Origin of the sequence: uncultured Oscillibacter sp. (genome assembly GCF_900544955.1) — a bacterium.
Classification (GTDB): Bacteria; Bacillota; Clostridia; order Oscillospirales; family Oscillospiraceae; genus Oscillibacter.
Genome location: NZ_UQXD01000010.1, coordinates 26,375 through 47,787, shown reverse-complemented (window position 1 = coordinate 47,787; position 21,413 = coordinate 26,375). Strand labels below are relative to the sequence as shown.

At 64.2% G+C, this 21,413-nt stretch carries 17 protein-coding genes; 3 read left to right on the top strand and 14 right to left on the bottom strand.

All coding sequences use genetic code 11. From position 1 onward, the window contains the following. Positions 1-431 precede the first annotated feature (431 nt). The 5 genes from QZS21_RS04080 to QZS21_RS04060 all read right to left on the bottom strand — a co-directional run bounded on the left by QZS21_RS04080 (position 432) and on the right by QZS21_RS04060 (position 6,012). Positions 432-1,910 carry an MFS transporter gene (locus tag QZS21_RS04080; protein ID WP_295580574.1) on the bottom strand — a complete coding sequence of 493 codons (1,479 nt, stop codon included), beginning with the start codon at positions 1,908-1,910 and terminating at the stop codon, positions 432-434. A gap of 90 nt (positions 1,911-2,000) precedes the next feature. Next, complete coding sequence (locus QZS21_RS04075; RefSeq protein ID WP_295580572.1) at positions 2,001-2,789, bottom strand: aspartate/glutamate racemase family protein; 789 nt, start codon at positions 2,787-2,789, stop codon at positions 2,001-2,003. Positions 2,790-2,855: 66 nt separating this feature from the next. After that, positions 2,856-3,644, bottom strand: coding sequence for an aspartate/glutamate racemase family protein (locus tag QZS21_RS04070; protein ID WP_295580570.1), 789 nt, complete (start codon positions 3,642-3,644; stop codon positions 2,856-2,858). Between the two features lie 836 nt (positions 3,645-4,480). Continuing rightward, the gene (locus QZS21_RS04065) at positions 4,481-5,116 is read right to left on the bottom strand and encodes a corrinoid protein (protein ID WP_295580568.1); all 636 of its coding nucleotides are present in this window, start codon (positions 5,114-5,116) and stop codon (positions 4,481-4,483) included. Between the two features lie 65 nt (positions 5,117-5,181). Then, the gene (locus tag QZS21_RS04060) at positions 5,182-6,012 is read right to left on the bottom strand and encodes a DUF1638 domain-containing protein (protein WP_295580566.1); all 831 of its coding nucleotides are present in this window, start codon (positions 6,010-6,012) and stop codon (positions 5,182-5,184) included. Between the two features lie 133 nt (positions 6,013-6,145). Between QZS21_RS04060 and QZS21_RS04055 the strand changes: the two genes are divergently transcribed. Together QZS21_RS04055 and QZS21_RS04050 are read left to right on the top strand one after the other, a co-directional pair. Further along, positions 6,146-8,188 (top strand): hydantoinase/oxoprolinase family protein, encoded by a 2,043-nt coding sequence (locus QZS21_RS04055; protein ID WP_295580564.1) that lies wholly within the window; start codon positions 6,146-6,148, stop codon positions 8,186-8,188. After that, positions 8,176-9,669, top strand: a complete 1,494-nt coding sequence (locus tag QZS21_RS04050) for an ASKHA domain-containing protein (protein WP_295580562.1) — start codon at positions 8,176-8,178, stop codon at positions 9,667-9,669. The genes QZS21_RS04055 and QZS21_RS04050 overlap by 13 nt, the downstream gene beginning before the upstream one ends. A 101-nt stretch (positions 9,670-9,770) precedes the next feature. Here the strand turns inward: QZS21_RS04050 and QZS21_RS04045 are convergent, their stop codons facing one another. The 5 genes from QZS21_RS04045 to QZS21_RS04025 form a co-directional block, all read right to left on the bottom strand. Next, complete coding sequence (locus QZS21_RS04045) at positions 9,771-11,042, bottom strand: hypothetical protein (RefSeq protein WP_295580560.1); 1,272 nt, start codon at positions 11,040-11,042, stop codon at positions 9,771-9,773. Between the two features lie 45 nt (positions 11,043-11,087). After that, the gene (locus tag QZS21_RS04040) at positions 11,088-12,368 is read right to left on the bottom strand and encodes a TRAP transporter large permease (RefSeq protein ID WP_295580559.1); all 1,281 of its coding nucleotides are present in this window, start codon (positions 12,366-12,368) and stop codon (positions 11,088-11,090) included. Positions 12,369-12,375: 7 nt separating this feature from the next. Beyond that, positions 12,376-12,885, bottom strand: coding sequence for a TRAP transporter small permease (locus QZS21_RS04035; protein ID WP_295580557.1), 510 nt, complete (start codon positions 12,883-12,885; stop codon positions 12,376-12,378). 105 nt (positions 12,886-12,990) lie between these two features. Then, positions 12,991-14,061 carry a TRAP transporter substrate-binding protein gene (locus QZS21_RS04030; RefSeq protein WP_295580555.1) on the bottom strand — a complete coding sequence of 357 codons (1,071 nt, stop codon included), beginning with the start codon at positions 14,059-14,061 and terminating at the stop codon, positions 12,991-12,993. A gap of 459 nt (positions 14,062-14,520) precedes the next feature. Continuing rightward, complete coding sequence (locus tag QZS21_RS04025; protein ID WP_295580553.1) at positions 14,521-15,597, bottom strand: TRAP transporter substrate-binding protein; 1,077 nt, start codon at positions 15,595-15,597, stop codon at positions 14,521-14,523. 410 nt (positions 15,598-16,007) lie between these two features. Between QZS21_RS04025 and QZS21_RS04020 the strand changes: the two genes are divergently transcribed. Then, positions 16,008-17,198 (top strand): AraC family transcriptional regulator, encoded by a 1,191-nt coding sequence (locus tag QZS21_RS04020; RefSeq protein WP_295580551.1) that lies wholly within the window; start codon positions 16,008-16,010, stop codon positions 17,196-17,198. A gap of 63 nt (positions 17,199-17,261) precedes the next feature. Here QZS21_RS04020 and QZS21_RS04015 read toward each other — a convergent pair whose 3' ends face one another. Genes QZS21_RS04015 through QZS21_RS04000 form a run of 4 tightly spaced genes read right to left on the bottom strand, consistent with a single transcriptional unit; the run spans position 17,262 to position 21,279 of the window. Continuing rightward, positions 17,262-18,176, bottom strand: coding sequence for a GTP-binding protein (locus tag QZS21_RS04015; RefSeq protein WP_295580549.1), 915 nt, complete (start codon positions 18,174-18,176; stop codon positions 17,262-17,264). Positions 18,177-18,200: 24 nt separating this feature from the next. Further along, positions 18,201-19,256: a hypothetical protein gene (locus QZS21_RS04010; protein ID WP_295580547.1), complete on the bottom strand. Its 1,056-nt coding sequence runs from the start codon at positions 19,254-19,256 to the stop codon at positions 18,201-18,203. Further along, positions 19,250-19,861 (bottom strand): DUF5714 domain-containing protein, encoded by a 612-nt coding sequence (locus QZS21_RS04005; RefSeq protein WP_295580545.1) that lies wholly within the window; start codon positions 19,859-19,861, stop codon positions 19,250-19,252. The genes QZS21_RS04010 and QZS21_RS04005 overlap by 7 nt, the downstream gene beginning before the upstream one ends. 50 nt (positions 19,862-19,911) lie before the next feature. Beyond that, a complete protein-coding gene (locus QZS21_RS04000; RefSeq protein ID WP_295580542.1) occupies positions 19,912-21,279 on the bottom strand; it encodes a uroporphyrinogen decarboxylase family protein in 1,368 nt (455 codons plus the stop codon). Positions 21,280-21,413 lie beyond the last annotated feature (134 nt).

Genomic DNA, 21,413 nt, shown 5'->3' with positions numbered 1-21,413 from the left:
CGGCGTGGAGGAGGAACTGACCAAATGCCCCGTCCGCTGCGCGCCGTGTCCAGGACCGGGCGGAATGGGACAAACCGTCCCTGCCCCGCTGCCGGGGCGACCTCGAGCGGACCGCCCTTAGGCCCTGGTGTCTTGGTAACCCTCGGGACCGCATCCGAGGGTGTGTCTCCCAGAGGCGTCCCTGCTGCGGAGCGCCCGCGGCGCGGCAGAGGAACTGCCCGGTGCCCCGACTGCTGCGCGCCATGTCCGGGGGCGGGATGGGACAAGCCGCGACTGCCCCGCCGCCGGAACGGCCTTGAGCAGCCCTCCGCTCGCTCCCAGTAGAAGCCCGGCAAATGCGGAGCGAACTCCGCAGACAGCAGAAGGACCCGTTTCACGTCGTGAAACGGGTCCTTCTGCTGCTCTTGTCACAAGGTGGGAGGCATCTCGGCTCAGCCCTTGTAGTCCTTCGGGAGCAGATTCTGGAAGCCCTCGGTTGTGTAGGGGAGACCAGCTTTCTTGGCCTCCAGGGCCTGCGTGAGGGCGGTCAGGTTCTTGTTGTTGATGGGGTAGCGGAGGAAGGCGACGGCGCCCACGCTCAGGCAGATGGCGGGAATGATGCAGACGAGGACGTTCAGTCCCGCCGCCACAGTTTCGGGCTGCACGGCGCCGCCCTCGATGTAGCCGATGGCCTTCAAAAGGGCGCCGGTGAAGATCAGGGAGCAGGTGGGACCCACCTTTACGAAGAAGGAGGCGATGGACAGCATCAAAGAGGTGCGCCGCTTGCCGTTGATGAACTCGTCCAGGTCGGCGATCTCGTAGCCGTTGGTGCAGTAGAGCGCCCAGAAGGGGGTCTCCACGCACATCCACAGCGCATAGAAGATGCAGGCCTCTACGAGGGTGTGCATGCCGATGAAGAGATACACCGCGCACAGGGCGGCGGCCAGGAGGAAGGAGCCGCAGAACACCGTCTTTTTGCCAAAGTGGTTGGCGATCCAGGTGCCGCCGATCAGTCCGACGTAGTTGAAGATGGAACCCACCAGGTAGAAGGTGGCCTGCTGGGCGGGGGTGAGGCCCACGGAGTAATCCAGAACGTAGGCGATCAGGGCGTACAGGAAGCCCTCGGAAAGGGTGTACATGACGATCATCACACAGTTGATGCGCAGGGGCTTGAGCTTCAGCGCGGACTTCATGTTGGCCAGGAAGCCGAGGCCGTTGTCCTCGTCGTCGTCCTCCTCTTCCACGGGAATGAGCTCCACCTCGCCCCGCTCCCGCATTTCCGCCACCTGCTTTTTCGTCTTGGCCATGAAGATGGGGACGACGGAGAACACGGCATAGGCGGCGGTGACGATCAGGGCGATGATGAACCACTGCATTTTGGGAGCCAGGTCCGGCATGGCGTTCTGGACCAGCTGGGGACCGCCGCGGCCGATATAGTTCCACAGGGGGGAGCTGAGGCTGCAAATCAGGCGGATGTTGTTGCGCTCGATGGGATTGTCGGTCATCTCACCGCCCATGGCCACATAGTTCATGGTGAACAGGGAGTACAGGGCCACGAAGCAGCAGGCGATCAAAATGTAGTAGAACAGGCCGACGGCGCCGAAATCCACCGGCAGGAACATGAAAATCGTGACCAGGCACAGGGGGAGCAGACTCTTGGCCATGACCGGGCGGCGGGTGCCGTGTTTGCGGTAGCTCTTGTCGGAGAGCATGCCCAGCGCGGGGTCCACGGCGCCGTCACAGAACGCGGCGACGCCTGCGATGAGACCGGCGATGACGGCGTTGATGCCGGCGACATCGGTCAAATAGAACATGAAGTAGGTATAGAACAGGGCATAGGGGAGACTGTCTCCGGCGTTTCCGCACATATAGAGCAGTTTGTCTTTGAAGCTGACACGGCCGCCAAAAAAGGAGCTTTTCTGTTCACTCATGATGAAAATCCCTCTCTCTTCTCTCGTTCTCTTTTTCCATGCGATGGATGGGGCACGCGATGCCGGGACATCCCCAGGGCGGATGCGGGCTTAGACAAAGCCGCCGTAGGGGCGCTGGGCGATGGCATGGTAGGCGTATTTCACCATGCCGATGACGTCGTACACGGGCAGGTTTGTGGCGGCCTGGACCGACGCCGCGTAGGGGGGAAGGTCCGTGCACTCCAGCAGGATGGCGCCGATGTCGGGATGCTCCTGCTGGAGCCGCTTCGCCGCGCCCACCACTTCGCTGCGGACCTTGGCGGAGTCGAAATTGCCCACGTTCTTGTCGAACTTGAAGAACTCCGGCTCATCCTGAAGGCCGGCGATGACGCAGCGGTCATAGTCCTCCCGGGAGACGCCGCAGGCCTCAAAGAGCTTGTAGGTGAGATGGGGGGCGTCGCCGCAGATGACGCCGATCTTCTGCTCCGGCCTGAGGCCCACCCGAATCCAGGGGACCTGAATGACGCTGGAGAGATAGACCGGAATATGGACGGAGGCGGCCACCTCCTTTTGGAAGTTTCCGAAATAGCCGCAGTCTGCGCAGATGGCGCGGCAGCCGTGCCGCTCCAGCTTTTGGGCGGCTTCGATGATGCTGTCCACGATGGAGCTGTCGCCGCCGTGGACCTTTTTCTGGTTGGTGCCGTCCGCCTCCATGTACAGCACGGGGAAATCAAAGGTGCCGGCGTGGCAGATGTGGCCCGGCGGGATGGGAAGCCAGGATTCCAGGGAGATGATGCCGATCAGCTCGCCGCCGCAGCGGCCGCCCCGGTTGCTGTAGTAGTGGCGGTCCTCACCGGGATTGATGTAGGCCCAGTTCCGCACCAGATCTGAATTGTCCATAACGTCCTCCTTGTTTGATCAGCCGAAAGGCAAATGAATGGTGATGGGAAAAGCTCCGCCGGCGGCTCAGACAAAGCCGCCGTAGGGGCGCTGGGTGACGGCGTGGTAGAGGTAGTTGACCATGCCGACCACGTCGTACACGGGCAGGTTTGTGGCGGCCTGCACGTCCGCCGCGTAGGGGGGCATGTCCGTGCACTCCAGCAGAATGGCGCCTATGTCAGGGTGCGCCTGCTGAAGGCGTTTGGCAAGACCCACAATTTCGCCGCGGACCTTGGCGGCGTCGTAGTTGCCCACATTCTTGTCGAATTTGTTGAACTCCGGCTGGTCCTGGGCCCCGACGATGACGCAGCGGTCGTAGTCCTCCCGGGAGACGCCGCAGGCCTCGAAGAGCTTGTAGGTGAGATGGGGGGCGTCGCCGCAGAGGATGCCGATTTTCTGATCCGGCCTGAGGCCCGCCCGAATCCAGGGCACTTGGAGGACGCTGGACAGGTAGACCGGAATGCGGACGGAGGCGGCCACCTCCTTTTGGTAATTGCCGAAATAGCCGCAGCTGGAGCAGATGAAGCGGCAGCCGTCCCGCTCCAGCTGCTGCGCCGCCGCAATGATGCTGCCGAGGATGGAGGTCTCCCCGCCGTGGACCTTCTGCTGGTTGGTGCCCTGTGCTTTCTGGTAGCGGACCGGAAAATCAAAAGTGTAGGCGTTGCAGATGTGGCCGGGCGGATTGGGCAGCCACGCCCCCATAATGATGATGCCCGCCAGCTCCCCGCTGCACAGGCCGTCCTGGTTGCTGTAGTAGTGGGGATAGTCGCCGGGGTTGATGAACGACCAGTTTCTCACAAGATCGGAATGTTCCATAGCTCCCTCCCTGTTTGGACGATTCGTCTGCGGGGGCCCCTGTGCGGACGGGGTTCCCGCATGGGGGGACGCCTGCTGCACCGGATCAAATCCCTTGGAATTTCATCCGTTTCCCGTGGGCTTTCCGCCGTGGAATCCCCCGTTTGGTTTTAGTGTAGGCTCCCGACATGCGTCATGGTCAACATGGAAATATTGCATAAATAAACCGCTAATTTTTACGTGTTTTTCCGGCTGCCATGGCTTTTTTCGACAATTTTTTCGCAAAAACGACACAAAAAACATTCCCCTGGGGGAATGTTTTCCGCCGGGGAACTGCGCCCGTCGGGAGCCGGAGGGAATTGTACGGACGGCCGCCGCTAAGGCGGCGCCGCACCTGGCGCGGCGGTGCGGTTTGACGGGACCGCCTGGCTGTCGCCGTCCCGCACACAGTGGGGCGGACCGCCTCCGCCAGGTGCGGCGCCCCTGGCATGTGCGGTGCACCGGCCATGCTGCCCGGCGCACTGGCCTTGTCGCCCGGCACACCGGGCCGTTTATAAAGAGGAAGGCCCCCGCTCCTGTGAGCGGGGGCCTTTTCGCGGGCCGTCGTGTTGCCGGGACTGCGGGGGAGGCGGGCAGCTCCGCCGTCCGGGCCGGGCGCCTCCCCTCCGCGGAGAGGGCCGCCTGATCCCGTGGAGGGGTCTCCCTGCGGCAGGTGCGTCCGGCGGGGGTGGGCCAAGGCCCCCGCCGGGGCGCCGCCCGGGAGGCGGCTGTCCGTGCGGAAGCGGGGACACGGCCAAAAAAATGGGGCCCCGAAAGCGGTTCGGAGCCCCAAAGGGTGCGTAGAAAAGGAGGAGAGATCAGCCTGTGCACAGCGCCAGCGCCGCGTCGGCGGCGGTGGCGGCATCGGGGGTGTAGCAGTCGGCCCCGATCTGGTCGCAGTAGGCCTGGGTGATGGGGGCGCCGCCGATCATGACCTTCACCTTGTCCTTCATCTCCGAGGCCTCCACGGCCTCCACGATGTTCCGCATCTCGCCCATGGTGGTGGTCAGCAGGGCGGAGCAGGCGATGATCTGGGCGTCGTTCTCCCGGGCGGCGTTCAAGAAGTTTTCCACGGGGACGTCCACCCCCAGGTCGATGACCTTCAGGCCCTTGCCCTCCATCATCATGCGGACCAGGTTCTTGCCGATGTCGTGCAGGTCGCCCTTGACGGTGCCGATGACCACGGTGCCCTTCTCCTCCACGCCTGCGGCCACCAGATAGGGGCGCAGGATGTCCGTGCCCTTGCTCATGGCCCGGGCGGCGATCAGCACCTCGGGGACGAAGACCTCGTTGTTTTTGAACTTCTCGCCGATGATGTTCATGCCGCTTAAAAGGCCCTGCTCCAGAATTTCGCCGGCAGGAATTCCCTCGTCCAGAGCTTTCTGCACAAATTCCTTCACCTTGGGGACGCGGCCCTGTTGCAGCGCAGAACTGATTTCATTCAAAGTTGTCACGATGAATTCCTCCATTGTTAGATTTCACAAGTGCCGGGCAGAACGATTCCTTGATATCATCTACTTTAATCGTTTTTCGCGGAAAGATCTTGAAATTCCTTGCGATCTTTTTGAACAATTTTCTCTTCTGCCCCGGAACCGCCGCCGGGGTAGGGAGAAGGGCAGGGGACGCTGCGGAACTTCCGGCTGGAGTACTCCGCCTCGATGCGGCTCTCCGGCGGGCAGGTCAAAAAGCGGCCGTCGTCCCAGGGGCCGTTCACCAGGGCGGAGAGGTAGGAGAGGTCCCCGGGGATTTCCTCGTAGGACCAGCCGAAGTCCCGGGAGGCCTGCCTGGCGTAGGCCAGATGCTCCGGAAAGTCCCCCATGGGGCAGGTGATGTAGCCGCAGTGGCGGTAGCTGGTCAGCCAGTGGTTGCTGCACTGCATCAGGTAGTCCGCGTTGTCCTCGCCGAATTTCTCCGCGTACTCCGCCCGCTCCCGGGCGTACCGCTCCCGGGAGGGCGGGTCCCCGTGCTCAATCCAGCCGCTGCTGTACCAAAATGTGCCGGACAGTTCCTGAAAGTACTGCCGGTAGCGCTGGACGGACCCCAGCAGCAGGGCGATGCAGTCGTCGCAGCGGGGGACCACGATGGGAAGGGACTGGCTTTTCAGGCCGATGAGGCTGTTGGAGCAAAGACCGTAGGCGAACACGATGGTGTCGAACCGCTGGTGGGGCGGCAGCTTCTGGTTTTCCAACTCGATTTCGCCGATCAGCCGCTGCAGCTCCGCGTGCAGGATGTCCGGCGTGTTGTGTAGCCCCTGCTTCAGCCACCACGGGCGGACAATTTGCGGGCTTTTGGAGATCAGGTAACTGATTTCCCGGCACATGACCATGCAGCCGACCAGAGCGATACGCATAGGGACCTCCTTTGCTGGCCGAAAAATTCGGACAATTTTGTGATAAGCAGTAGATAATTGTTCTATATTTTTTTCCGGGCGTTTTTATAATGAAAGAGAGAGGCGGAGACAGCCGGGACGGAGGAGAGACGCGATGAAGCTGGCCATTGGAATCGACACCGGCGGGACCTATACGGATTCCGTTCTATACGATTTGGAGGCGAATGCCATCCTGGGCCACGGCAAGGCCCTGACGACCTACGATGACCTGACGCGCGGCATTTTGCAGGCGCTGGACCAGTTGGACGGGCCGCTGTGCCGCCAGGCCGTCGCCGCGGGGCTTTCCACCACCCTGGCCACCAATGCCTGCGTGGAGGGGAAGTTCCGCCGCACGCGGCTGCTGCTGTTGGGCATCGACCGCACGGGAATCGCCCGCTTCGGGGCGGCGTACGGCCTCACGGACCCGGACGATATCCGCTATCTGCCCTGCGGCAGCTCCATCACCGGGGAGATTTGGCAGGAGCCGGACTGGGAGCTGCTCCGGGCGAATGCCAAGGCGTGGTTTGCGGGCATGGAGAGCTGCACGGTCTGCGAGATTTACGGCGTCCGCAACGGCGGCGTGCTGGAGCGGAAGGCGGCCCGGATTCTGGAGGAGGAGACGGGCCTTCCCGCGGTGTGCGCCAGCGGGCTGTTCGGCGGCCTCTCCAGCCTGGAGCGGGCGGCCGGCGCCGTGCTCAACGCGGGCCTCCTCCCCATCACCCAGGCGTTTTTGGAGGCGGTGCGCCAGGCCTTCCGGCGCCGGGGAATTGGCGCCAAGCTTTATATCGTCCGTTCCGACAGCAGCCTGATGGGCCTGGGGTACGCCGCGGAGCACGCGGTGGAGACCCTCCTCTCCGGCCCCGCCGCCTCCGCCCTGGGGGGCAGCGCCCTCACCGGGCAGCGCAATGCGGTGGTGGTGGACATCGGCGGCACCACGACGGACATCGCCCTTGTGGAGGACGGGGCGCCGCTGCCGGCGGCGGACGGCATCCGGGTGGGCAAGTGGAAGACCCAGGTGGCGGGGCTGTTCTCCGCCTCCTTCGCCCTGGGCGGCGACAGCGTGATCCGCTGGGACCGCAACAACCAACTGACCCTGGGGCCGGAGCGGGTGATCCCCCTGTGCGTGCTGTCCGCCCGGTGCCCCGGTCTCTGTGAGCGGCTGGAGCAGCAGGTGCGGCGCGTTCCGCTGCACACGCTGCCGCTCCACGAGTTTTTGACGCTGAACCGCAGGGACTGGGAGACAATCCCCATGGAGGCGGCGGGCGCGGCGCTCTGCCGCGCCCTGGAGGAGGGTCCCCTGAGCGTGCAGGAGGCGGCGGACCTTCTGGGCGTGGACAAGTACCGCCTGGACACCCGCGCCCTGGAGGAGCGCGGCGCCGTGCTCCGGGCGGGGCTGACGCCCACGGACATCATGCATGTCCGGGGGGACTACACGGCCTACGACCGGCGGGCGGCCGCCCTGGCGGCCCGGTTTGCGGCCAACTCCCTCCACCTGGATATGGAGGCCTTCGGTGCCCTGGTCTATGAGCGGGTCTCCCGGGAGGTCTTCTACGGGGTGAGCCGCCTGCTGCTGGAGCACGCCTCCCCCTACTACCGGCGCCACGGCGTGGACCCGGGGGTTCAGGAGCTGCTGCGCCTGCAGTGGGAGAACCGGGGGACGGGCGGGACCGCCCTGCTGCACTACCGGTTCCATATGCCCGCAGAGCTGGTGGGCATCGGCGGCCCGGTGCACCTGTTTTTGCCGGAGGCGGCCCGGGCGCTGGGGTGCGGCTGCCGGATTCCCCCCTGCGCCGCGGTGGCCAACGCGGTGGGGGCGGTGACGGGGCGGATGACGGCCTCCGGCTCCGCCAGGATCTCGCCCCACGGCTGCTCTCCCGCAGACGGGAGGGGGCTGGACTATGAGGTGCTGTGCGACGGCGAGGCGGTGCGCTATTTTGACGGGGAGGCGGCGGCCGCCGCCTGGGCCGTGGAGCGGCTGCGGGCGTCCACTGCCCGCCGGGTGCGGGCCCAGGGGGCGGAGGGCCCCCTGTCCTTCACCGTGGAGAGGCGGGAGGAGACGGCGCCGCTGCGCACGGGCACGGTGAAGCTGGGGCTCTCCATCTCCGTCACCGCCGAAACCTGTTTGCTGCAAGAAGGAGGAGCGCCATGTATTCCGTAACCATCCACACAAGGGCGGGCGTCGTTGCCGCGGAGGCGGAGGAGAACACCCTCCTGTCGGAGGTCCTCCGGCATCATGTCCCCGGCTTCGCCATGCCCTGCGCCGGAAACCACACCTGCGGCAAATGCCGCGTCCGCGTCCGGGGGCGGGTCTCCCGGCCCGGCAGAGAGGAGCGGGCATTGCTGGGGGAGGCGGCCCTGGGACAGGGCCTGCGCCTGGCCTGCGATTGCCGCGTCCTGGGGGACGTGGCGGTGACGCCCCCGGCGGAGGAGGCGGGGAAGGTCCTCGCCTGGTACGACGTGCCCCCCTTCCGGCGGACGGAGACGGGCTTTGGCTTCGCCGTGGACATCGGGACCACCACCGTAGTGGTTCGGCTGATGGAGCGGGGCAGCGGCAAGGTCGCCGCCGAGCGCCTGGCGGAAAACGCCCAGCGGGGCTTCGGCGCCGACGTGATCTCCCGGATAGAGGCCTGCCGGACCGCCGGGCTGGACACCCTCTCCGCCCGGATCGGGGACCAGCTGGAGGCCATGGCCGCCGCCTGCCTGGAGGAGGCGGGGGTGGACGGTGTGGAGGAGTCCGTGGTCACGGGGAACACCACCATGCTGCACCTCTACGAGGGGCTGGACCCCAGCACCCTGGCCGTGGCCCCCTTTGCGGTGCAGTCCCATTTCGGGGGCCGGAGCCGCCGGACGCTGGCGGGGAAGCCGGTTTACCTGCCCCGCTGCGTGGGGGCGTATGTGGGGGCGGACATCGTCTGCGCGGTGCTGGCCGCCGGGCTGACAGGGGGAGGGACCCAGCTGCTGGCGGATATCGGCACCAACGGCGAGATCGTCCTGGCCAGAGACGGGCGGCTGATCTGCTGTGCCACGGCGGCGGGCCCCGCCTTCGAGGGGGCGGGCCTCAGCTGCGGGATGCCGGCCTCCGCCGGGGCGATCCGGGCGGTGGACTGGCAGGAGGGCCGGGCCGTCTACGAGACGGTGGACCGCCGGCCCGCGGCGGGCATCTGCGGCTCCGGCATTCTGGATGCCCTGGCGGTGATGCGGCGGGCGGAGATCCTGGAGGAATCCGGCTACCTGGAGGCGCCCTGGACCATCGGCGACAGCGGTATTTCGATTATACAGAGGGACATCCGGCAAATTCAACTGGCAAAGTCCGCCATCTGCGCCGGCATCCAGACGCTGCTCCAAACGGAGGGGCTGACGGCGGCGGACGTGGACCGCTTCGTGATCGCCGGGGGCTTTGGAAGCTCCCTGAACCAGGAGGCCGCCGTGGCCGTCGGGCTGTTTCCGGCGGCGCTGGGGCCGAAGACGGCGTTTATCGGCAACGGCGCCCTGGGCGGGGCGGTGATGCTGCTGCTGAACGGCGCCCTGCGGCGGCAGGCGGAGGCGTTGGCGGCGGCTGCGGAGGAGCTCTCCCTCTCCGAAAGCCCCGTCTTCATGGACCGCTACTTGGATGCGATGACCCTGGCGGAGGCCGAGTGAGGGCGGATTTGCCGCGGAAACGGGAAATAGGGGATGGCGATATGGTCGCTATCCCCTATTTCCATTGCGCGGCGCCGGAATGGCCGCCCCGCAGGTCCGGTTCAGTTGTAGTACTTCTCCACCATGTTCCGGGCCATCTCGCTCCACCACCACAGCCGCTGGGGCTCGTCCCGCAGGGTGATGATGGTCTTCATGTTGATGACCATGTTGCTGTGGTACTTCTGGCAGAGCTGGAGGGCGGTCTCCATCTCCTTGGTGAGCAGCTCCTTGGCCTCCTCGAAGTTGGGCTGGAAGAGGTAGTTGGAGTTGGGCTTGAAGGAGACGGTGTACCCGCTGCCCAGGGCCTCCAGGGCGGGCTCCAGCTTGCTGAAGGGAGAGATGGAGACCATGCGCAGGTTGGGGAAGGCCTCGATCAGGTCCGCGATCTTGTGGTCCAGCCGCTCGCAGCAGCCGTATCCGAACTTGCCGAACAGCTCCGCGTAGGGCCGCTCGTGGGCGAAGCCGAACTCCCGGGAGGTGGCGGGGCTGACGGAGGTCATGATCTGGTCCGAGCAGCCGCCCCACATGTCCTTGAGCGCGCAGCCGATGCCGCTCTCCGTGGGCGGCGGCAGCTGGGAGGTGTAGCCCGGGTGGTTGTTCATGATGTTCTCATACTCATTGTTGGAGGATAGAAGGCCCATCTTCTCGTAGGTCTGGAAGCGCTGGATGCAGCAGTCGAGATACCGCTTGGCGCAGGCGTGCATCAGGTCCGGGTCCTCGTAAAAGCGCATCATGGCGTCGCCCATGCCCATCCACTCCAGGATGTCGTCCCAGGGGGCGATGTTGAAATAGCAGCGGCCGAACAGGCGGACCTTCAAAATGCCGTCGAAGATTTCGTTCAGAACCCGCCAGCGCTCCCGGGTCTCCTCCTCGTCGTGGGTCACCACCGGCGCCGGGATCTTCTCCACGTCGTCCATGGTGTCGATGACGGAGTGGAAGTGGATGGTGGCCTGGCCCTGGCGGTCCTTGCTTAAATCGGAGTCGTACTGGACCAGGGCGCCCCAGCCGTTGTCGCTGATGGCGCACTCGCACTTCACATAGTCCACCACCACATAGTCCAGGGGCATGTGCTTCCAGTTGTACAGCCGCATGAGGAGGTCTGCCTCCACGGCGGCGAGGAACGGGTCGGAAATCTCGGTGGTCAGCTCGTTCTCATAATTCAAAACGGCGGGGGGCGTGTCCCGGTGGTACAGGACGGGTTTGGTCATGTGCAGGTCGTTGACGTTTCGCCACAGGGCGATGCGCTCCTGCTGGATGGGGAGGTCCGCAAGCTCCCGGACCTTGCGGCCAAGGTCGCGGAGCCGGTCCACATCCTGTTGTGTGTAAGAAATCATTGATGTACCTCCATACAAAAAACCGTGCGTCCTCCGGAACTGGGGTCAGCCGGCCAGAAGACTGGGCAGCAGCGTGGACAGGGGCGGGATGAAGATGACCAGGATCAAAACGGCCACCTGGGCGATCAGCATGGGGATCACGTGCTTGATGGTGCTTTGCAGCGTGACGCCCTGAATGGACGCGGTGGCGGAGAGCAGGGCGCCGACGGGCGGCGTGATCTGGGCGATGCACTCGCAGATGACCACCACCAGGCCGAACTGGATGGGGTTGATGCCGAAGGCGTTGGCGACGGGGTACAGCACCGGCGCAAAGATGACCGTGGCGGCGTTGGACTCCATCACCATGCCCAGCAGCAGCAGGAAGATCACGATGATGATGAAGACCAGGATGGCGCTGTCGGTGAAGGAGGCGAAGAAGTCGGCGATGATGGAGGCAAAATTCAGTCTTGCCAGCATATAGCCCATCATGTTGGCCAGCCCCATCAGAATCAAAACGGTGCTGGAGGTGATGGCCGCCTTGCCGAAGATCTTGGGCAGGTCCTTCAGCTTCAGGCCCTTGTAGACGACGCTGCCCACGATCAGGCCGTACAGGCAGGCCACCATGCCCGCCTCGGAGGGGCTGCAAAAGCCGGCCATGGTGCCGCCGATGATGATGACGGGCATCAGTAGCGCCCAGACGGATTTGCCGACGATCTTGGCGCGCTCCTTGCCCGCGATTTTGGGCAGCAGGGGGATGTCCCGGCGCTTGGCGTAGCGGTAGCAGCAGATCATCAGGCCGATGCCCATCAGCAGGCCCGGGACGATGCCGGCCATGAACAGGGACGAGACGGAGATGCCGGCGAAGGAGCTGTACATGATCATCAGGATGCTGGGCGGAATGATGGGGCCCAGGGTGCCGCCGCAGGCCTGGAGGCCGGCGATGAACTCCGTCTCATAACCGTCCTCCTTCATGGCCGGGGAGAGCAGGTTGCTGAAGGCCAGGGCCGTAGCCATGGCGGAGCCGGACACGGCGGCGAAGATCATGCAGGACACCACGCAGACGTGGCCCAGGCCGCCGCGGATGTGGCCGAAAAAGGCCCGGGCGAAGTCCACAATGCCCTTGGAGATGTTTCCGCCCTCCATGAGAAGGCCGGAGAGGATGAAAAACGGCACGGCGATCAACGAAATGGAGTTGATGCCCGCAAAAATCCGCTGGACGGCGCCCACGGCGTTGATGCCGTCCGCCGCCATCACCACGATGCCGGCGGCGGCCATGGCGTGGCCCAGGGGGACTGCAAAGATGAGCAGGAACAGGAAAATGCCGAAGCACAGTAATGCCAAAACCATATGCGTATTACTCTCCCTTCACGGCGATGCCGGCCGCCTTTTTCGGCAGGATATAGAGCTGGATGATGTTCTTCACCTCGGCCACCACGCAGAATGCGAAGCTGGCGGGCATGCACAGGTAGACATAGCCCAGCGTCCATTGCATGGCGGAGGTGGCGGAGGTCATGTTCTTCATGGACATGTCCCAGGTGGGGAAGATGAGATAGATCAAAATGGCCAGCAGGATGAGATCGCCGATCAGATGGGTTTTGTGGAGCAGCTTCTTCCGCTTGGGGAAGAAGATCTCCGTCAGGTCGACCATCAGGTCCGTCTTGGTACAGATCATGTAAGGGGCGCCGGAAAAGGCCATGAACACCATGAGAAAGCGGATCAGCTCGTCCGCCCAGATGGAGGGGGAGCCCAGGATGCGGATGATGACGCTGTACGCGCACACGGCGAACATGCTCGCCAGAAACGCGGCGGAGAGGTAGAAGAAGCCCTTGTATGTCCGATCAATCAAGTTGCAAAATTTCTGCATATCTGTCAATCTCCTTATGATGTGCGGCGGGAGCGAGGCATTCAAAACGGCGGCGCGGCAGTGCGGGGATGCACCGCCGCGCCGCAGAGAGGAACCCGGGGGGCGTTAAGAGAGGGCCAGAATGTTGTTCACCAGCGCCTCGCCGCCCTCGACGGACTCAAAGAAGGTGGGCCAAACCTTTTCCTTCATGACTTCCTTCACGGGGGCCACGTCGAAGGTGACATATTCCACGCCTGCGTCCACGCAGTTGGCCAGGAACTCGTCGTTCTTGGTCTCCGCCAGCTCCAGGTTGGCGTCGCTGGCCTCCAGGGCGCACTCCAGGATGACGGCCTGAGCCTCGGCGTCCAGGGTCTGGAAGCGCTCCTCATTCATGAAGAGGTCCTGATCGCAGAAGATGTGGTTGGTCTCGTTGATGTAGTCCAGCTGCTCATACCAGGACATGTTGTACATGCCCTGCACCGGGTTTTCCACGCTGTCCACCATGCCGGTCTGGAGGGCGGTATAGACCTCGGAGTTGGCCACGATGGTGGTGGCGCAGCCCAGGGCCTGGAAGGTGTTCACATAGATGGCGATGTCGGGGACGCGGATGCGCAGGCCCTGGAAATCGTCGATGGAGGAGATGGGGGCGTTCTTGGTGGCCACCTGGCGGAAGCCGCTGGCGCCGATGGCCAGGTTCCGGACGCCGGTCTGGTCAATCAGCTCCTGCTGCATCTGCTTGTAATCGTCGCTGGCGGCGAAGGCTTTCACGTGGTCGTAGCTGTTGAACAGATAGCCCAGGGAGACGACGCCGCCCTTGGCGTAGCCGTTGACGGAGGCCATGGTGGCCCAGTCGTTGAGGGAGATGTCGATGGTGCCCACCTTCAGGCCCTCGGCGGACTCGGTCTGGTTGGCGATCTGGCTGGAATAGAAGCGGTCAAAGGTGATCTTGCCGCCGCTGCGCTCTTCCACGCGGTCACAGAAGTCGTCCATGTAAACGGAGACCAGGTCCTCCGGCGCCATGTGGGAGGAGGCGGTGAGCTTGTACTCTCCGCCGGTGTAGCCGCTGGTGTCGCCGCCGGTCTCAGCGGGGGCGCCGGTGTCGGCGGGGGGCGGGGTGGTCTCGGTTTTTTTGCCGCCGCAGGCTGCAAGAGAGGAGAGCAGCGCGAGAGCCAGAACGATTGTGAGAAGCTTTTTCATATCTTTTCTCCATCCTTTTTGTTTTGGACTGCTGGGCGCGGCGTGCCTCGCGGAGTGGGGCTGCGGCTGTCCCGACATATGCAAGACGACGGACCATCCAGAGAAAGTCCGCCGGTAAACTGCCGGGAGAACTGGGAAAAACTGTAAGATTATTCCGCGCGGCCGCCTGCCGTCACAATCACTAAAACGATTGTAATATACTATTTCTAATCTTTGCAATACTTCCAACTTCTTTGCGTTACATACTCCAAAAAATAAAAATATAACACAAATTGCCAAGCCCGGTTTTCCGGAAAACGGGGGCCGGAGGAGGGGCGGCGCAGGTGCCGCGCCCCCGGAGGGAAGCGCCTTGCGGGCGGGCAAAACCGCCGGCGGGCTCCGCCTCCTTCCACCTGTTTGGAGAGGAGGCGAAGCCCGCGCGGAGACGTGGGGGGAGGGGCCGGGGCCGCGCCGAAACAATCAGCCCAGGGCCAGGACTCTGTTGACCAGCTCCTCGCCGCCGTCGACGGCGGCAAAGTATGCGGGCCACACCTCGTTTTTCATCACGTCAACGATGGGGGCGGTGTCGAAGGTGTTATACTGTGTGCCGGCCTCCTCGCACAGCGCCACGTACTCGTCGTTTTTGCTCTCCGTCAGCTCCAGGTTGGCGGCGCTGGCCTCCTGGGCGCACTCCAGCAGGACGGCCTGGGCCTGGGCGTCCAGACTCTGGAAGCGCTCCTCGTTCATGAAGAGGTCGATGTCGCAGAAGATGTGGTTGGTCTCGTTGATGTAGTCCAGCTGCTCATACCAGGACATGTTGTACATGCCCTGCACCGGGTTTTCCACGCTGTCCACCATGCCGGTCTGGAGGGCGGTATAGACCTCGGAGTTGGCCACGATGGTGGTGGCGCAGCCCAGGGCCTGGAAGGTGTTCACGTAGATGGCGATATCGGGGACGCGGATGCGCAGGCCCTGGAAGTCGTCGATGGAGGTGATGGGGGCGTTTTTGGTGGCCACCTGGCGGAAGCCGCTGGCGCCCACGGCCAGGCAGCGGATGCCCACCTGGTCCACCAGCTCGTCGCACATCTGCTTGTAGTCGTCGCTGGCGGCGAAGGCCTTCACGTGGTCGAAGCTGTTGAACAGGTAGCCCAGCGCCATGATGTCGCCCTTGGCAAACCCGTTGACGGAGGACATGCTGGGCCAGTCGTTCACCGCGATGTCGATGGAGCCCACCTTCAGGCCCTCGGCGGACTCGGCCTGGTTGGCGATCTGGCCGGAGTAGAAGCGGTCAAAGGTGATCTTGCCGCCGGTCCGCTCCTCCACGAGATCGCAGAAGTGGTCCATGTATACGGTGGCCAGCTCCTCCTTGGCGATGTGGGAGGAGGTGACGAATTTGTACTCTCCGCCGGTATAGCCGCCGGTATCGCCGCCGGTGTCGGCAGGGGCGCTGGTGCCGGGATCGGCGGGAGGCGGGGCGGTGTCGGCTTGTTTGCCGCCGCAGGCCGCAAGAGAGGAGAGCAGCGCGAGGGCCAGAACGATTGTGAGAAGCTTTTTCATGTCTTTTCCCCATCCTTTTCATGTTGGACTGCTGGGCGCGGCCCTGCCCCGGGGAGCGGCTGTTGCCGCTGCTGCGCGCTCCGGTGCGGGCGGGACAGCGGACCTCTCTCTGGACCGGTCCGCCGTTTCGCCGCCGGGGGGAGCTGGGGAAATCCGCCCGTCCGCTCCGCGTGGCTGCCTGCCGTCACAATCACTAAAGCGATTGTAATCGATCGTCTTCAATTCTTGCAATACTTCCAACTTCTTTGCATCACATACTCCAAAAAATAAAAATATAACACCAAAAACCCGGCGGAAACTTCCGGAAACTGAAGCTGGAAAAAATGAAATGTTGACTTCGACCCCCATATAAAATACAATACTAAACGAACGACGGATGGAATTGCCAGCGGAGCTGAGGAGGGGTGAAGATGGAGCTGTTGGACCGGTATCTGCGACTTTGCGAGTACATCCAGGAGTTGACAACTGTACATACGGCGCTGATGGACGTTCCGTCCGGCACCTTTGTGGTCCCCGCCTTCACGGATACGTGCCCGCTGGAGCCGGCGCAGTGCAGCGCCTACAAAACCCATTTCTACGGCGCCTGCGAGGCGGAGCGCTGGGATGGGAAATATATTTACTACTGTCCCCGGGGCTTCACCTTTGTCGCCGCCACGGCGGCCTTTTTGGAGGGCCCTATGGAGTACTGCGTGATTGCCGGCCCCATCATCATGACCAACGACAACGAGCCTTTTGAAGACCCGCTGAACAACGTCTGCGCGACGCCGGAGGTCCCCCGCATGACCACCCGGCAGGTCCGCGCCCTCAGCGAGACCCTCAGCATGGCGGTGAATGCCTGTACCATGGAGACCCTTCCGCCTGATGTGGACTCCGGCAGCCAGGCGGAGCTTTTACAAATGATGTACGATCTGACGACCGCCCCCCACGCAAAGGTATACCCCATTGAGAGCGAACGGCAGCTGCAGGAGCATATCCGCACGGGCAACAAGGCCGCCGCCCAGCACCTGCTCAACGAACTGCTGGCCTATATTTTCGACCAGTCGGAAAACGACGTGGTGCGCATGAAGTCCCGGGCCAGGGAGCTGCTGATCCTCATGGGCCGGGCGGCCATCGACGGCGGCGCGGACGTGGATGAGATTCTGAACCTGTGCCAGCAGTACGCCAACGAGGTGGAGTCCCTCAGCGGCGTGGAGATGCTGAACCGCTGGATCGGGGCCATTTTGAACAAGTTCATCAGCTTCGTCTTCGACTTCAACGACATCAAGCACCAGAACGTGATCTTCAAGGCCACGGCCTACATCAAGGAGAACCTGGCGGACAAGATCTCCCTGGACAAGGCCGCGGAGCGGGTGTACCTCTCCAAGTCCTATTTCTGCCGCATCATCAAGGAGGAGCTGAACTGCACCTTTACGGAGTACGTCAACCGCCTGCGCATTGACCGGAGCAAGTACCTCCTCCGCAACACGGACGTCCCCATTGCGGAGATCGCCAGCGCCGTGGGCTTTGGCGACCAGAGCTACTTCACCCGGATTTTCAAGCGCCAGACCGGGATTGCCCCGGGGAAGTACCGGGAGCAGGGCTGGTCGAAAAAGCAGCACTGAGGAAAAACGAGGACCGCCCGCCCCCGCCGTTTCGGCGGGTGCGGGCGGTCTTTTTTCGGGGGCTCAGGCCATGGTCACGGTGCAGTCCGGGTACCAGACGCAGGCGGCCTTGATACTCTTCCGAGCGGGCAGGCCGTTGCCGAACAGCACCACCAGGCGGCCGGGCTCCCGGACGCGGCCGGAGAAGGGGTGCAGCGCCACCAGCGGCCCCACGCAGTCCACGAAGTACCGGCCCTCCGGCAGGTCCGCAAAGCCCTTGATCCGGTAGGTGTCCTCCGCGAACATCCTGAGAAAGGCGGTGAGGGTGGTGAGGTCGAAGCCGCCCACCTCCAATGTGAGTTTTTGCAGGGTGATGTCCCGGGTGTGAATCTGGAGGTCCGAGGCACCCTCCGCCGGGCAGGCCATGGCCTCCAGCCAGGCCGCCTCCACCCGGCCGAAGGTGGTCTCATAGACGGGCCGCCCGGGCCTCTGGGCCTGGACGACGGCGCGGATGGCGTCCAACTGCTCCCGGGTGGCCTGGTCCGCCTTGTTGATGAGCACCAGGTCGCTGACCGCCAGCTGCATCCGGCAGACCCGGGCGGTCTGGTAGACCTTCTGGAAGCGGACGCCGTCCACCAGGCAGACGGCCCCGGCGTACTCCAGCTTCCGGCCCACCTGGGGCTGGGCCAGGATGCCGCAGATGGCGGTGGGGTCCGAGAGGCCGGAGGCCTCCACAAACACCAGGTCCGGCGCCTGGTCCGCCACGGCCCGGAGGGCCTCCTCAAACTGCCCGATCTGGCAGGAGCAGAAGATGGAGCCGTTGTTGATCTCCGTCAGGGCGATGCCCAGCGTTTGGAGCAGGGTGCCGTCCACGCCGGTCTTGCCGAATTCATTGATGATGAGGGCGATTTTTTGTCCTGGAAACAGGCGGACCAGCTCTTGGAGAAAGGTGGTCTTTCCCGCGCCGAGAAAGCCGGTGATGAGATAGAGCTTTGCCATGGGAGCAGCCTCCAACCTTTCAAATTACATGAGGGAATCTGTCTGGGCCAGATACGCGTAGTCCAGGGGGATGCGGCTCTCGTCCCCCCGGAGGAGGCTGGTGAAGCCGCACTCGAACAGCAGCTTCCGGCAGCGGTTCATGTCCCAGCCCCGGCCCTTGCTGGTGTCCTGCCGGGTGTCCCGGGGGTTGGCCCCGGTCTCCGCGGTGACGAAGTTGGCGCCGGAGAGGTAGCCGGACTCGCAGGGCTCGTGGACGCCGAAAAAGCGGGCGCTCTCCACGGAGGCGTACACCAGGCCCACGCAGCCCATCACGTGGGCCATCTCCAGATTGCTGATCTGGCCCTTGTCCCAGAGGGGGGAGCCGGGCACCGCGATGCGGCGCATGGCGCCGAACTGGGAGACCTCCAGATCCAGGCACAGGAAGATGCTCTCCACCAGCTCGTCCACCGTGTGCTCCGGGCCGATGGGCTCGCAGCAGCTGAACAGCTGGAGACCGGCGGAGCGGATGGCCTCCATGGTCTTCCGGCGGGCCTGGGGGGAGAGGCGGGTGTCGGTGCCCTCCCTCAGGCGGCAGACGTGGTAGGCGCCGCTGGCGCCTGCGGCGGCCAGTTCCCGGAAAAAGGACCGGTCGCGGTCGCCGGTGTTCACCCAAATCTGGGTGGTGGCGGGGGTGACGGACCGGGCGTAGGACACCATGTCCAGCAGGAGGGCCTCCTCGCTGTCGGCCATGGTCATCAGGTACATGCCGTACAGGTCGTCCTCCTGGCGAAAGCCGTCCAGCGCCGCCTTCAGGGCCGGCTTGTCCAGGCGCAGGGCGGGCATGGCGGTGTGGCCCTCCCCGAAGGAGCAAAACCGGCAGGCGGCCTCGCAGGGGTGGATGTCGATGCCCACCTGGCCGATGATAATGGCGGCGTTCCCGGTCTTTTCCCGGATCAGGGCGTTGGCCGCGCTGCGGATGACGCCGGAGGCGAGGGACGCCGCCGGCTGGAGCAGGAGGTATCGGCACTCCTCCCGGGTGAGGGGCAGGCGCTGAGCGGCCTTGTCCAAAATGGCCTGGAGCTGGGGGGCGATGGTCAGCATACGGCTTCCTCCTTGGCGGGCTCTGCCCGGAAAAAGGGGCAGGCGTCTTTTCGGCACTCCCGGTTTTTCCCAGAGTAGGGGCAGCGGATGTCCCCGGCGGCGCCCAGGTCCAGCTCCAGGAGCTCCCGGGCGGCGGATACGGCGGCGGAGAGGGTGAGATAGGTGACGCGCTTGCAGCAGCGGGGGCCCTCCACCGACGCGATGGCGTCCAGGCACCGGGCGGTCATCCGGTTTCCGGCGGCCCAGCCGGTTTTGGACAGGGGGGTGGTCTTTTGCCAGACGGATGCGAAAATACCGGCGCCGATGGCCGCGCCGCAGCAGCCGTACTGGCCGCAGACGCCGCCGGGGATGATGGCGGAGCGCTCCTTGGCCAGCTTCAGGTCGGCGCACAGCCGCTCCCGAGGACTGCCGCAGGCCCGGTGGGCGGCGGTCAGCAGGGCGGCGGGGGTCAGATAGTGGTGGCCGGGACAGTGCATGGGCAGGTCGGGAAGGGCCAGCAGCGCCTCCGCCGCCGCCAGGGCGGACAGGGGGCGGCCCTCGTCAAAGAGGGCGAGGCAGGCGGTCTCCATCAGGTCCATCTGATGGGAGTCGGGCAGCATGGGCATGGGATTCACCTCGTCAAAAAAAGAGTGGCCGGGCAGTTTGCCGGGGCGGGTTACAGGTGCTTGAGAATGGCGGCGTCCAGCTCCTCCTTGGAGGGAATGATGGACTGGAACGCCAGCTGGCCGTTGATATACAGGGAGGGGAGGTTGGGCACTCCCATTTTTTTCGTCCGGGCGATGTCCTCCTTGACGGTGTACTTGTAGACCTTGTAGTGAATCCGGTCGCCGAAGGCCGCCTTGGCCTCGTCTGCGGCGGCCACCATGTAGGTGCAGGCGGCGCAGGTGGCCGGGTCCAGGGTGAAGGCCTCCACCAGGGGGCGGTCCAGGTGGGCGTAGTCCGGCAAGTCCACATCCATGGTGTCGTCCACCGCCACGTAATCCTTTACCATCTCCCGCACCGCGTCGGTCTGGAAGACCGCCTGGGCGCAGCCGATGGTGTTTTCAAAGGGGATGTCGAAGGGCATGTCGCACCCCGGTGCCACCACCAGGCCAGTCTTGTCCTCAATGGAGTCCAGCAGCTCCACCACCCACTTCATGTTGTCCTGCTGGGTGCCGTGGAGCATGGTGGTGGTCAGGGGGATGTTGCCGCCGATGCTGACGCCGTGCCGGTCGCAGATGGCCTTGGCGGCCTTCAGGTTTACGTTTTCGTCCACAGAGATGGCGTCACAGCCGGTTTGGCACATGGCCTCCACATTGCGGGTGGCGTCGCCGCAGACGAAGAAGGAGGCGAAGGCGCCCCGCTCCTTGATGTGGGCGAAGAGGGCGGAGAAGGGCTCCGTCATGAACTCCTCAAAGGCGGCGGTGGAGATCTGGGAGATCAGCGGGTCCACCACGGCGATGACGTCCATGCCTGCGTCGATGTAGTAGTCGGCCATTTTGCAGGCCACCTGGTTGCAGTAGTGCAGCAGGTCGTGAACGTAGGTGTCATTGTCAAACATGTCCATAAAGATATCACTGCCCCGGAGGTGGGAGGCCAGCGTAAAGGGACCGGTGATGAGGCCGTAGAGGGCGGTGGTGTCGCCCACGGCGGCCTTGATGCGGCGCATGGCGCTGCAGATTTTGGGAATGCGGCCGTCGCCGGGGCCGGGAATGGTGCACTCACAGGGGACGATGGGCTCGTCGTCCTCGTCGCAGGCCAGGGGGTGGGAGGAGACGGAGGGCGGGCCGTTGTCCGCCCACACCAGGTCGCAGCCTAAAATTTCGGCCTCCACCTGGAGGTCGAAGATGCAGCATTCGCCGTCGGGCTTGAACATCCGGTGGACCTCCAGCAGGCACTCCACCATCTTGTCCTCGCTTTGCAGGAACTCCGTGGCGGTGTAGCCCAGCAGCTTGGCGGCGTGTGCCCCGGCAAAGGGCACCCAGGCGGGGCGGGGGGTGGGTTTGTGGGACAGCGCGGCAAACAGCAGTTCTTTGGGGCTCATGTGCGGTTCCTCCCTGTTGGTTCTAAAAAATTTGGGCGGCTGGGACGGCGCGGATGAATGATTTGGTTTTATTATAGAGGGTTTCTTCCGGGGCGTATTGAAACGATTTTTGAATTTTAGCAGAAAGTTGACAG